Raw genomic sequence first — 12870 nt, forward strand, 5'->3', positions numbered from 1 at the left:
AGAGGAACTTTTGTTGAACTACCCCGAATATATTCTCCATCAGGTTGAAAAACCCGGCCGCTATACCGGCGGGGAGTGGAATTCCGTTTGCAAGGAATGGGCAAAGACCCCGCTTAAGGTTGCCCTGAGCTTTCCGGATACTTATGAAATAGGCATGTCCAACCTGGCCATACCCCTGCTTTATGATATTTTAAACCGCAACCCGGATATTCTGGCCGAAAGGGTTTTCAGCCCCTGGCTGGATATGGAAAACCTTATCCGTGAGAGAAAACTTGCCTTTGTCAGTCTGGAAAGCGGACACCCCGTAAAAGAGTTTGATATCTTGGGTTTTTCACTGGGGTATGAGCTTACCTATACCAATATACTTAATATGCTTTCTCTGGCAGGCATACCCATACTTGCTTCCGAAAGGGGAGGGGATTTTCCGCTGGTGGTTGCCGGCGGCAGCTGCAGCCTCAACCCCGAACCCCTGGCAGATTTTATAGATGCTTTTGTAATAGGTGATGCCGAAGAGGCTATACAAGACCTGTGCCAAGCCGTCCTTGATGCCAAGAAACAGACCCTTAGTAAAGACCAAATCTTGCGGGAACTGGCTAAAATCCCCGGTATTTACGTACCCAGCCTGTATAAGGCCGAATATAACCCTGACGGTATTTTAAAATCCATAATCCCCACCGCACCTGAAGCACCTCCCGTAATAAACCGCCGCATTTTACCTGAGCTACCCCCGCCAACCGTAAAACCGGTAGTACCGTATATAGAGGTGGTGCAGGACAGGGGAGCAGTGGAAATAAGCCGCGGCTGCAGCCGGGGCTGCCGTTTCTGCTCTGCCGGTATTATTTACCGCCCGGTCAGGGTGCGCCCGGCGGCAGAGGTTTTAAGTGCCGTTGAAGGCATACTGGATAACTGCGGTTATGATGAAATTTCGCTGCTTTCGCTGAGCTGTTCGGACTACCCGGGTATTGAAAATCTGGTAAAAACCCTGGCGGGAAAATACGCAGACAAACACCTGGCCCTATCACTGCCCAGTTTACGCCTGACCCCGGATTCGGTCGGGCTGGTAAACGTGCTGGCGGGCGGGCGTAAAAGCGGGCTTACCTTTGCACCCGAAGCAGCCAGTGAGCGTCTCCAGCGGGTTATAAATAAACTTACCTCCGAAGAAGAGCTGTGTGATACCGCCCGTACTGCCTTTGAAAGCGGCTGGACCAGCTTCAAGATGTATTTCATGATAGGGCTTCCGACCGAAACTGACGAAGATGCCGCCGCTATCTGCCAGATGGCCGGCAGGGTAAATTCACTGTCCCGCGGCGCTCCCGGACGCCGCCCCCAGATACGACTGAGCCTGGCCTCATACGTACCCAAAGCCCATACCCCATTTCAGTGGGAAGCCCAGCTGGACGAAGAATCCCTCTACCGCAGGGCGGATATAGTAAGGCAGGGGCTGAAACGCTGGGGAATAAAGGTTTCCTGGTCTGATACCAAAATGAGCCTGCTGGAAGCCGTGTTTTCCAGAGGAGACCGCCGTCTGGGCAAAGTAATATACACCGCCTGGCAAAAGGGTGCCAAGTTTGATGCCTGGAGTGAGTGTTTCAATTTTACCCTCTGGCAGGAGGCTTTTGACCAATGCGGTTTAAACCCCTCGTTCTATGCCCACCGCAAACGCCCGCTTGACGAAACACTGCCCTGGGGGCATATAAATGCCGGGGTAAGTGCCGAATTCCTGAAAAGGGAATATGCCCGCTCAGTGGAAGGGCAGGATACGCCTGACTGCCGCGAAGGCAAATGCCATGCCTGCGGGCTGGAAAAAGCGGTAGCCGAATGTAACAACCGCCTGCACGGCAAATAAACAGCCTGGTAAAACGCCAATAAAAAAGGGGGCTTTAAAAGCCCCCTTTATGTTTTAACCGGAATATTTCAGCTAAAAAGTAGCCACCGCAACCACCCGGTCGCCTTCCTCAAGGCGCATTACCCTCACACCCTGAGTGGCTCTGCCCATGATAGGTATGCCGTGTGAGGGGTCTTCTTCCTTGACCTGGGTACGGGTAACCATGCCGTCAGCGGAGATAAGCATCATCTGGTCAGTCTCGCTGACTACCTTTGAGGCCACCACCTCACCGGTTTTGTCTACTACCTTGAAGTTTATAACCCCGCTGCCAGCCCGGTGCTGCTGGGGGTATTCCTCTATGGCAGTCAGTTTGCCGGCACCATTTTCAGTTACCGTTATTACCAGCGTACCCTCCTGGGCAACGTCCATACTGACCACTTCGTCCCCCTTGGAGAGGACTATAGCCTTGACACCGCCGGAAGCCCTGAGGCTGGTGCGGAGTTCACTTACCGGGAAGCGGATAGACTGCCCCATGCGGGTAGCCAGCAGAATATCTTTTTCCTCAGTGGTTTCAACCGCCGCCACCAGTTCATCAGAGGTAGCCAAATCCATAGCTATCAGGCCGGAGGAACGGACTGCGGTAAACTCCTGAAGTGAGGTTTTTTTGATTTCACCTTTATTGGTGGCCATCAGCAGGAAATGGTCTGCCGGGAAGCTCTTTAAGTCCAGTATGGCGGTTATCCGTTCGTCCTGGGTCACAGGTATCAGGTTTACGATAGCCGTACCCTTGGCAATACGGGAGGCATCATCAGGTATATCAAAACAGCGCAGGCTGAATACCTTACCCCGGTTGGTAAAGAAGAGCAGGGTGTCATGGGTATCTGAAACCGAAAGGAAACGGACTGCGTCTGCCTCACGGGTGGGCATGCCCATTATGCCGGTACCGCCGCGGTGCTGCAGGCGGAATACGTTAGCCGGCACCCGTTTGATAAAGCCCCTCTCGCTCAAGGTTACGATAACATCCATATGGGGTACCAGGTCTTCCACCCGGAATTCTATAACCCCCTGGCTGGAAATCTCGGTAGCACGAGGCTGGCCGTAGCTCCCCTTAAGGTCTTTGGCGTCTTCCTTTACCAGGGCATAAATCTTTTCAGGGTGAGACAGTAAATCTTCCAGATAACCTATCCGTTTCATAAGCTCGGCGTATTCGTCCAGTATCTTCTGGCGTTCCAGATTGGCCAGACGGCGAAGCTGCAAGTCCAGAATAGCCTGGGCCTGAATAACTGAAAAATCAAACTCAGCCACCAGATTTTTGCGGGCGGTATCACCGTTTTCAGAGTTTCGGATAATGGCAATAATACGGTCAATAAAATCCAGCGCCTTTTTAAGACCTTCCAGTATATGGGCGCGGTCTTTGGCGGCTTTAAGTTCAAACTGACTCCGGCGGGTGATGATAAGGTGGCGGAAGTCTATAAAGTTTTTAAGCACTTCTTTCAGGCTGAGTACCTGCGGCTGGCCGTCTACCAGTGCCAGCATATTAACAAAGAATGAAGTACGCATATTGGTATGTTTATATAGGCTGTTTAAAACCTGCTGGGGTTCGGCATCCCGCTTCAGCTCAATAACTACCCGCATACCCTGCCGGTCAGATTCGTCCCTGAGGTCGGAAATACCTACTATCTTGCGGTCTTTGACCAGTTCGGCAATCTTGACCACCAGTTCGGCCTTGTTTACCTGGTAGGGAATCTCGGTAACAAATATGGCCTTGCGGTTGTCCACTTCGCCTATATGGGCTTTGGCCTGTATAACAATCTTGCCTTTGCCGGTTGCGTAAGCACTCTTTATGCCGTCGGTGCCCAGGATAGTGCCGCCGGTGGGGAAGTCCGGCCCGGAAACAAACTGCATCAGATCATCTACGCCGCAATCCGGGTTGTCTATCAGGTAGCAGATGGCCTGGCAGAGCTCAGCCAGATTATGGGGGGGTATATTGGTTGCCATACCCACTGCGATACCCGAACTGCCGTTCATAAGCAAGTTAGGTATGCGGGCCGGCAGAACGGTAGGCTCCTCCAGTGAGGCATCAAAGTTAGGCATAAAGTCTACCGTATTTTTATCTATGTCAGTCAGCAATTGCTCGGCTATCTGGGCCAGGCGGGCTTCGGTGTAACGCATGGCAGCCGGAGGGTCGTTGTCCACGCTGCCGAAGTTACCCTGACCGTCTACCAGCGGATAGCGGTAGGAAAAGGGCTGGGCCATACGCACCATAGCATCATAAACGGAAGAGTCACCGTGGGGGTGATATTTACCTAAAACCTCACCCACGATACGGGCACTCTTTTTATATGGGGTATTATGCTTCATGCCCAGGTCATTCATGGCATAGAGGATACGCCTCTGTACCGGCTTAAGGCCGTCACGCACATCCGGCAGGGCACGCGAAACGATTACACTCATAGCGTAATCAAGGTACGAACCCTTCATTTCCTCTTCTATATTTATAGGCCTGGTATTACCTGTTACCATCTTCTAAACCTCCAGATCACCCTCGTTTTCATCATCTGTATATGTCTGGCTTTCAGCCTCGGCTTCTTCCACCATCAGTTCGGTTTCGTCTACTTCCATCTCGTATCCGCCTTCTTCTTTGTCACCCTCTTCAGATTCGGCGCTGACCGCACCCTTGGAAAGCCCTCTGGACGAGAATGAGGGAATGCCCATCTGCGAGGGGTGCTGGAAGGTTTCGCGGATAATAACCACCAGTTTTTCTTCATTGGAACTGATAACGGTGGCTGAATATTTGTTGCCGCCCTTCATCAGCTTTATAAGCCGCTTGGAAGTGGGTATGTCCACCATACCCAGCACTTCCCCGCCGCAGTTTTCCACCCACAAATTGGCACCGTCTATCCGCAGACAAAGCTGGTCACCAGCTACGATTCTGGCCAGTACCCCTTTGGGAGCTAAACGGGTCAGGTTTATCACCCCGGCCTTGCCTATTTCTTCAAGGAAATCCTGGGGCTGAACCCGGTGAATCACCGTCCCGGCAGATGCATTTTCCTTGCTGAGTACTTCCAGCCGGTGCAGATTTTTTTCAGCTATTATATTATAAGGATCTATCTCTTTGGCACGGGTATAGGCGGCAATAGCCTCCGGGTAGATAGCCAGTTCCAGATAAGCCCGCCCCAGACGGTTAAAGGCCTCCACATCATTGGGGAACTGCTCAATAATCTTTTTATTAACCTCCACCGCCTCTTGCCAGCGCCCTTCCATGGCTAAACTTACAGCCTGTTTACTGCTCTGCCGCTTGAGTCTTAGCTGTTCCTCTTCTTGGTATGCCATAGATTCCTCATTTTCAGTTATTTGCTAAACGAGTAGTTATTTTACTGTATACTAAACCCGTCTACAAGTATGAGAAACCCTTTATCCGGTTATTATACTCCATATAGCTTAAAAATTCGCTTATTTCAGGGGCAAATTGACACCATTTCCGGGCTATGGTACTGTAAATTATAGGTGTTTTAATAATTTTTATACTGCTGGAAGGAGCTACTAATGCTGGAAAAAGTGGAAGCCGTTCTGGATAAAATCAGACCGGCCCTGGAAGCCGATGGCGGCAATGTTGAACTGGTAGAAGTTGTGGACGGAGTAGTAAAAGTAAAACTGGTGGGCGCCTGCGCCGGCTGCCCCATGTCTACAATGACCCTGAAAAACGGCATTGAAAAAATCTTGAAGCGCGAAATACCCGAAGTCAAAGAAGTAGTGGCTGCTTAAGGCAGCCACTCTCTTTTTATATTCAGTTTAAACCCCGGTTTATACCCTCTTACAAACCCCTAGTCTTTTTCCATCTCAAAGGCCTTGTGTATAGCCTTAACCGCATCTTTTACCTTGTCTTCTTCTATAATGCAGGTTATACGTATTTCCGAGGTGGAAATAAGCAAAATATTTATTCCGGCATCTGACAAAGCTTTGAACATGCGGGCGGCATAACCGGGTGCATTTAACATGCCGGTGCCGATAATGCTGACTTTGCCTATCCTGGAATCACTCAGCACTTCCCGGGCCTGAATATCCTTGGCAATAGGGCCGATAACCTCCAGCGCCTTGCCCAAATCTGACTTGGTAACCGTAAAGGTCAGGTCTGTTATATGGTCCTGGCTGGAGTTCTGGACGATGGTGTCCACGCTGACTCCGGCTTTGGCCAGCGGGGCAAAAAGACCGGCCGCTATGCCCGGCTTGTCAGGCACCCCGAGTATGGTTATCTTGGCAACCTCAAAATCATGGGCTATTCCGCTGACCCTGTTTCGTATTTCCATATTTTCCCCTCCATGTATCAGTGTGCCGGGATTTTCATTAAAGCTGGACGCTACCAGAATGGGTATATTGTACACCTGGCCTATTTCCACCGCCCGGGGGTGCATTATCTTAGCCCCGTAAGATGAAAGTTCCAGCATTTCTTCATAACTTATTTCCGCAAGCCGCCGGGCATCCGGTATCAGGCGGGGGTCAGCGGTATAAACGCCGTCCACGTCTGTATAACGCTCACATATACTGGCACCCAAACTGGCCGCCAGAGCAACCGCCGTAGTATCAGAACCGCCCCGCCCCAGGGTGGTTACGTCCTGACAGTCTGACACGCCCTGAAAACCGGCCACAATTACCACCCGCCCTTTAGCCAGTTCATCATGAATACGCTTGGGGTCAATGCCGGTAATGCGGGCTTTTGAATGAGCCGAATCCGTACGGATACCTGCCTGCTGGCCTGAAAGGCTGATAGCATCCTGCCCCATGTTTTTAAGCGCCATGGCCAAAAGGGTGCTGGAGACTATTTCACCGGTAGACAGTAAAACGTCCATCTCCCGCGGTTCGGGACAGTCATTCAGCTTGTGGGCAAGGGCAATCAGGTCATCGGTAGTATCTCCCATAGCCGAAACCACCGCCACCACATCGCTGCCCTTCTGGCGGGCGGCAATAATCCGCTTGGCTACGTGTTTAATCCTTTCGGCATCACCAACCGAAGTGCCGCCGTATTTATGAACTACAACTGCCATACTAAACCCCAAACAATCTGTTTATATTTTGCCTGTACGTTTTAAGAATTGCACAGGCTTAAAAGACGGTTTTGCCCTATATTATAAACCTTTAGCCTGAAAATAAAAGGCTCAGGCGCGGCTGCCCCACCAGAGAACAAACATGATTATCACCAAAACCACCGCCCCGATGATAATCCAGCTGAACAGGCTGCGTTCCACGCTCTTGCGGCGGGCATTTCCCGCCAGCCGCCGGCGGGTGCAGTCCACACAGGTACAGGCCGGGGGATGCCCGTTGTACATAGCGTTCCGGTATCTGTCATCTTCTCTGGGCATATTTATCTACCTCTAAATAAACCTATTTGAGAAAAGCCTGCATCAGATTGCAGCCCTTTTCAAATATTATACCTGTTTTAGCCGCTTCTTTCTCTGTAAAGCGGGAGACACCGTTAGAGGCAACCCCTTTGCCCCACATCAGGAAGGGTACCGGCTCTGCCACATGGGTTTTAAGTTCAAGCGGGGTAGGATGGTCAGGCGTAACCAGCACCCGTATATCTTCGGGATAAGCCAGAAGCTGGCCAACCATAAGCTCATCTATAAGCTCTATTGCCTTTACTTTATCTGCCAGGCTGCCGGCATGACCGGCTTCATCCGGCGCTTCTACATGGATTACCGCCAGGTCATTATCCCCAAGTGCCAAAAGGCCGCCCCGCATCTGGCCGGAAAAATCATTATTAAGCCCGTCTGTTATGCCGTTTAGTTCCAGTATTTTCATATTCATCATAATACCCAGCCCCCGCAGCAAATCCACCCCTGAATTTAAAACTGCATCCAGCCCGTAAGCCTTTTTGAAAGAGGGCATGGGCGGGATAGGGCCGCTGCCCCAGAACAGCCAGATGGAATTTGCCGGCAGTTTACCCTGACTCTGGCGGCGGAGGTTTAGCGGGTGGTCTTTGAGTATCTGCTGGGAGGAGCTGATAAGCTGGTTTAAAATAAGGCTGCCCTCACCCTGCGGCAAATACGGGGATACCTCACGGTCGGAAATATCATGGGGAGGGGTGCAGAGCGCTTTGGCCGTATCACCCATGCCCTTTAGTTTAAGCAGGTGGCGGTAATTTACCCCGGGGTAAAACTTTACCCGCTCACTGCCAAGCTCTTTGGCTACTGCCTCAAGCAGTTCGGCCGCCTCTTCGCTGGAAATATGCCCGGCCGAATAACTGGCCATTTTGCCGTCTATTACAGACACCAGATTACAGCGGAAAACAACCTCGTCAGGGGCAACATCTACCCCCATGCTGACCGCCTCTATAGCCGCCCGCCCTTTATAATATATTTCGGGGTCGTACCCCAGCAGGGACATGCAGGCACAGGCAGACGAAGGCTCCATTCCCGGCGGCACATTGGCACTTTGGCCCATAAAGCCATTTTTGGCCATTTTATCCAGATTGGGGGTGCGGGCCAGTTCCAGTGCGGTTTTACCGCCCTGTTCTTTTATCCCCCAGCCGGAAGCACCGTCAGTAATAAGTACGCAATATTTCATTTTATTTAACCCCTGCCTGCTTTAGCTTCAAGTTGCCCTTATAAGCAATTGTCTCTATAATATTAAATCTGGCGGGGCGTAGCGCAGCCTGGTTAGCGCGCAGCGTTCGGGACGCTGAGGCCGGAAGTTCGAATCTTCTCGCCCCGACCATTCTAATCTGCTTTTTCCCCGTTTTCTTTCTTTTTAGCCGCCTGCCAGAGTTCGTTCTGTTCGGTAAAGCTCAGTTTAGATATATCTCTGCCCGTGTTCCGGCAAAGTTCTTCCATGTGTTCAAAGCGGCTGTAAAAACGTTTGTTCGCCCCCCTGAGGGCAGACTCCAAATCTATACCCTGCCTGCGGGCATAATTGGCCAGGGTAAAAAGTATATCCCCGAATTCCTTTTCTTTTTCAGAAAGGGTAGGGGCAGAGCCGTATTCGGCTATTTCTTCTCCCAGCTTTTCCAGCACCCCTTCGTCTTCTTTCCAGTCAAAGCCCACTCTGGCCACCCGCCCCTGCACTTCCTGGCTGTAACTGAGAGCCGGCAGCTGTTTGGGTACGCCGGAAAGCATGGACTTGTCATAGCCGCGCTCAGTCTTTTTAATCTCCTCCCAGTTATGCAGAACCTCAGCCGGAGACGTAAATTTAGACTGACTGAATACATGGGGATGGCGGCGGATAAGCTTGGTATTTATAGCCTCTATCACGTCACCCATGTTAAACTCTTTGGCTTCAGCGCCGATTTCAGCATGGAAAACTATCTGGAGGAGCAAATCACCCAGCTCACCGCAAAAACGCCCTGTGTCTTCTGCGTCCAAGGCTTCCAGCACTTCATAGGTTTCTTCAAGCAGGCTGTCCCGCATGGATTTATGGGTCTGCGCCCTGTCCCAGGGACACCCCTCCGGACTGCGAAGCATATGCAGAATCTGCTGCAAACTTTCAAAACTGCGCAGGTCTTGCGGCTGTTTCATAACCTACCCCCCTAAGACTACTGGTGTGATTATACGTTTATAACCCTTGGCTTGACAAGAAAAAGCCCCGCTTTTGGGGCGGGGCTTTAAGACTCAAAAAAACAGATACGCGGCAGGTAAAAGCTTTAGTCGTTCCGCCCGAACCCCACCAGCATAAGCACAAAGTAAAGCAGCTGGCCTACCGCCTGCAGCAAAGCCGCCACGTAAGTAAGGGCGGCCGCACCCAGCACGGCTTTGACCCCGGCTGACTCTCTGACCGAAACCAGTGAGCCGCCGCTAAGCATAGCCATGGCCCGGCTGGAAGCGTTAAACTCCACCGGCAGGGTAATGAGCGAAAATATTACCGCCACCGCAAACAAAGCAACCCCCGCCCAGGCAACCGGAAGCCCGAATGATAAAGAGAAGCCGTAAAGGAACAATCCCACCAGTACCAGAATGAAACCGAACTGGCTGCCGAAACTGGCCACCGGAAAAAGGGAATTACGGACTTTCAGGGGGGCGTAAAACTCCCTGTCCTGAACCGCATGGCCTACTTCATGGGCAACAATACCTATAGAAGCCACCGAAGCGGTATTGGCTACTTCGGGAGACAGCCTGAGTACCTTGGCTCTGGGGTCATAGTGGTCTGAAAGCTTGCCCTTGGTAAGCTCCACCTGAATATTTGCCAGCCCGTGTTCGTCCAGCAGCCGTCTGGCCGCCTGAAGACCGCTGAGACCGGCCAGATTGCCCACTTTGGAATATTTTTTAAAAGAACTGCTTACCCGCCACTGGGCATACAGCATCAGCGCCAAGGGAGGCAGCATAAACAGCAGATACAAAAACATGATATGCTCCTTAGGTTACATAAATATATTATATTTTAACAGAAATATCCCCGCCGATAAAGGCGGTGTGCCTGCGGTTGCATTTGGATTGCATATTTGCTATATTCCATAGGTACATTTTATTGGAGGTAGACTCACTTGCCTAACACAAAATCTGCGGAAAAAGCTTTGCGCGTAGCAGATGCCAACCGTCAGGAGAACCGCCGGGCCAAGAGCCAGGTAAAGACCAGCCTGACCAAGGTCAAGAAACTGGTTGACGCCGGTTCGCTAACCGAAGCTGAAGCCGCTGCTGTGTCCGCTCAGAGCACTTTAGATAAGGCTGCCGAAAAGGGCATTCTTCACCCTAAAAACGCCGCCCGCCGCAAAAGCCGCCTGATGAAAAAGCTCAACCAAGCCGCTAAATAACTCCGCTTTTTATTTGCGTTTTTCACCTTCCTTTGTGTATTGACAGGGAAGGTGTTTTTGATTTATTATGTAGAACAAGTGTTCTTATGCGGGGACAGAGTTGACTTTGAAACTGACCACCAGACAGCGGGCTATGATAGATTTTATTGCCCGTTTCCGCCGCCGTTACGGATATCCCCCCAGCATACGGGATATTGTAAACGGCTGTAATATCAGCTCTACCTCTGTGGTTGATTATAATTTGAAAATCCTGCAGAAAATGGGGCTTATCCGCCGTCAGGCTGAGATATCCCGCGGGATTGAGCTGGTGGGAACGGAAGAAACCGAGGAAGGGCGTATAAGCATACCGGTTATCGGCCAGATTGCCGCCGGTATCCCCATACCCGTTCCCGAATCAGACAGCTTTGCGGTAGTCACTTCTGACGAAAATATAGAGGTGACCGAAGACCTTACCCGCGGCCGGGAGAATATCTACGCTTTGCGGGTTAAGGGCGTCTCCATGATAGAAGATTTGATAAATGACGGAGACCTGGTAATTATGCAGCACACCCAAACGGTAGACAACGGCGAAACGGCTGCTGTCTGGCTGAAAGACCAGAAAGAAGTCACCCTGAAGAAGGTTTATATGGAACCAGGCAGGGTGCGCCTGCAGCCGGCCAACCGCACTATGCCGCCCATATATACCCAGCCGGATAATGTTGAAATACAGGGGCGGGTTATAGCTGTAATCCGCCAGATGGATTAGGGGATAAGCCGGCGTTGAATAAACAGATACCCCCTGAAACCCTGAGCTGGTTTATACAGGCCGGAAAACTGCTGTTCAGCAGGGGGCTGGTTTCTTCGCACTCCGGCAACCTTAGCCAGAGACAGCAGGACAAGCTTTACATAACCAGAACAGGCAGTTCACTGCCCCTGCTGGCTGAAACAGACCTGATACTGACAGGTATAGATTATGATGACCAGTTTACCCCGCTTGCCTCAAGCGAACTGCCGGTACACCGGGCTATTTACCGCCGCACTTCCGCCAAAGCCATTGTCCATGCCCACCCGCCGTATGCGGCCGCCCTTTCCCTGCTTGAGGCGGAAATAATACCGGACTGCGGTGAAGGACTTTACTGTATGGGGGCCATACCGGTTATCGGTTTCGGGGAGAGGGTTCACCCCGGCGGTATGGCGGAAGAAGCGGCCCGGGCACTTGAAAACCGCAAGGTTATCGTAGTAGCCGGGCATGGCAGCTTTGCCACAGGGGAGACTATTGAAGAAGCCCTGAAATACACCTTTGCTTTGGAAGAAATGTGCCAGGTGACCTATTTAGCCCGCCAGCTGAAGCGGGCTTGCTAAACCCCCAGATTAACCCCGTCAAAGTGGCGCTGACCGCGCAGGAAATCTGCCGCAGAGCAGGCGGCCTTGCCCTCCAGCTGAAGCCGTATTATCTCAAGCTCTCCCGAAGCTGAGCCGACCATTATTCTGTCACCCTCATAAACCCTGACCTGAGACGGCTGTAAGCCCAAACCCAGCTTTTGGGGTCTTGCTTCCAGTATTTTCAGGGTCTTTTGGTTATACGAAGTAAAAACACCCGGCCAGGGGAAAAACGCCCTCACCCGCCGCTCAATCTCCGCTGCCGGAGTCTGCCAGTTTACCTGCCCCATGTCCTTGGTGACCATACCGAAATAAGTGGCCTTTGCATTATCCTGAAGCTCCGGCTGGGGCAAAGAGGGAATCCGGCTTAATAATTCTAAAAGCAGACAGCCGCCGATAAAGGCCAGTTTGTCAGCCAAAAGAGGTGTGGTATCTTCCGGGCGGACAGGTATCGCAGCCCGGGAATAAACCGGCCCGGTATCCAGCCCGGCTTCCAGTTTCATCAGGGAAACGCCGGCCCATTCGTCACCCCCCAGCAGGGTAGCGGCCACCGGGGTTGCCCCGCGGTAACGGGGGAGCAGGGAGGGGTGGATATTTAAGACCCCGTATGCGGGTATATCCAGCACCGCCTGGGGCAAGATAAGGCCGTAAGCCGCCACTACTATTACATCCGGCTTAAGCCCGCTTAAGACTGCCTGCTCTTCGGGTTTCTTGAGGCTTTGGGGCTGGTAAACCGCCAGCCCGCGTTCCAGTGCCAGCGCCTTTACCGGGGGAGGACAAAGCTCACGCCCCCGCCCGGCCGGACGGTCAGGCTGGGTGTAAACCCCGCAGATAGCGTATCCTTCGGCAAGGAGCATCTTAAGCGGAGTAAGGGCAAATTCGGGGCTGCCCATAAAAACAATCCTGAGTTCATTCATCACCGCCATTGTAACACCGCCTAATTACCATA

13 protein-coding genes and 1 tRNA gene are annotated in these 12870 nt (G+C 51.9%); 6 read left to right on the plus strand and 8 right to left on the minus strand.

Translation table 11 applies throughout. The features are described 5' to 3' along the window. Nucleotides 1-13 precede the first annotated feature (13 nt). On the plus strand, nucleotides 14-1846 hold the full coding sequence (locus tag DET_RS08320) for a TIGR03960 family B12-binding radical SAM protein (protein ID WP_041223417.1): 1833 nt from the start codon (nucleotides 14-16) through the stop codon (nucleotides 1844-1846). A gap of 72 nt (nucleotides 1847-1918) precedes the next feature. Here the strand turns inward: DET_RS08320 and gyrA are convergent, their stop codons facing one another. Both gyrA and DET_RS08330 read right to left on the minus strand, forming a co-directional pair. Beyond that, the gene (gene gyrA / locus DET_RS08325; protein WP_010937300.1) at nucleotides 1919-4348 is read right to left on the minus strand and encodes a DNA gyrase subunit A; all 2430 of its coding nucleotides are present in this window, start codon (nucleotides 4346-4348) and stop codon (nucleotides 1919-1921) included. Nucleotides 4349-4351: 3 nt separating this feature from the next. Beyond that, entirely contained in the window at nucleotides 4352-5158 is an 807-nt protein-coding gene (locus DET_RS08330; RefSeq protein ID WP_010937301.1) for a tetratricopeptide repeat protein, read from the minus strand. A 213-nt stretch (nucleotides 5159-5371) separates the two neighbouring features. On the opposite strand from DET_RS08330, the gene DET_RS08335 reads away from it, so the two are divergent. Then, nucleotides 5372-5590: a NifU family protein gene (locus tag DET_RS08335; protein WP_010937302.1), complete on the plus strand. Its 219-nt coding sequence runs from the start codon at nucleotides 5372-5374 to the stop codon at nucleotides 5588-5590. A gap of 59 nt (nucleotides 5591-5649) precedes the next feature. Here DET_RS08335 and DET_RS08340 read toward each other — a convergent pair whose 3' ends face one another. The 3 genes from DET_RS08340 to DET_RS08350 all read right to left on the minus strand — a co-directional run bounded on the left by DET_RS08340 (nucleotide 5650) and on the right by DET_RS08350 (nucleotide 8386). Continuing rightward, entirely contained in the window at nucleotides 5650-6867 is a 1218-nt protein-coding gene (locus DET_RS08340) for an aspartate kinase (RefSeq protein WP_010937303.1), read from the minus strand. Nucleotides 6868-6978: 111 nt separating this feature from the next. Beyond that, a complete protein-coding gene (locus tag DET_RS08345; protein ID WP_010937304.1) occupies nucleotides 6979-7182 on the minus strand; it encodes a hypothetical protein in 204 nt (67 codons plus the stop codon). Nucleotides 7183-7204: 22 nt separating this feature from the next. After that, nucleotides 7205-8386 carry a cofactor-independent phosphoglycerate mutase gene (locus tag DET_RS08350; RefSeq protein ID WP_010937305.1) on the minus strand — a complete coding sequence of 394 codons (1182 nt, stop codon included), beginning with the start codon at nucleotides 8384-8386 and terminating at the stop codon, nucleotides 7205-7207. A gap of 72 nt (nucleotides 8387-8458) precedes the next feature. Here DET_RS08350 and DET_RS08355 point away from each other — a divergent pair. Beyond that, nucleotides 8459-8536: transfer RNA gene (locus tag DET_RS08355), tRNA-Pro, on the plus strand. Between the two features lie 2 nt (nucleotides 8537-8538). On the opposite strand, the gene mazG is transcribed toward DET_RS08355, so the two are convergent. Together mazG and DET_RS08365 are read right to left on the minus strand one after the other, a co-directional pair. Beyond that, a complete protein-coding gene (gene mazG, locus DET_RS08360; RefSeq protein WP_010937306.1) occupies nucleotides 8539-9333 on the minus strand; it encodes a nucleoside triphosphate pyrophosphohydrolase in 795 nt (264 codons plus the stop codon). A 125-nt stretch (nucleotides 9334-9458) separates the two neighbouring features. Then, a complete protein-coding gene (locus DET_RS08365) occupies nucleotides 9459-10157 on the minus strand; it encodes a zinc metallopeptidase (RefSeq protein WP_010937307.1) in 699 nt (232 codons plus the stop codon). Nucleotides 10158-10295: 138 nt separating this feature from the next. Between DET_RS08365 and rpsT the strand changes: the two genes are divergently transcribed. The 3 genes from rpsT to DET_RS08380 all read left to right on the plus strand — a co-directional run bounded on the left by rpsT (nucleotide 10296) and on the right by DET_RS08380 (nucleotide 11903). Beyond that, nucleotides 10296-10562 (plus strand): 30S ribosomal protein S20, encoded by a 267-nt coding sequence (rpsT, locus tag DET_RS08370; RefSeq protein ID WP_010937308.1) that lies wholly within the window; start codon nucleotides 10296-10298, stop codon nucleotides 10560-10562. 100 nt (nucleotides 10563-10662) lie between these two features. After that, a complete protein-coding gene (gene lexA, locus DET_RS08375; protein WP_012882749.1) occupies nucleotides 10663-11307 on the plus strand; it encodes a transcriptional repressor LexA in 645 nt (214 codons plus the stop codon). Nucleotides 11308-11321: 14 nt separating this feature from the next. Beyond that, the gene (locus tag DET_RS08380) at nucleotides 11322-11903 is read left to right on the plus strand and encodes an aldolase (RefSeq protein ID WP_010937310.1); all 582 of its coding nucleotides are present in this window, start codon (nucleotides 11322-11324) and stop codon (nucleotides 11901-11903) included. Here DET_RS08380 and fmt read toward each other — a convergent pair. Then, nucleotides 11900-12847, minus strand: coding sequence for a methionyl-tRNA formyltransferase (gene fmt, locus DET_RS08385; protein WP_041223418.1), 948 nt, complete (start codon nucleotides 12845-12847; stop codon nucleotides 11900-11902). The genes DET_RS08380 and fmt overlap by 4 nt on opposite strands. Nucleotides 12848-12870: the final 23 nt, after the last annotated feature.

This window comes from Dehalococcoides mccartyi 195, assembly GCF_000011905.1.
Taxonomy (GTDB): domain Bacteria; phylum Chloroflexota; class Dehalococcoidia; order Dehalococcoidales; family Dehalococcoidaceae; genus Dehalococcoides; species Dehalococcoides mccartyi.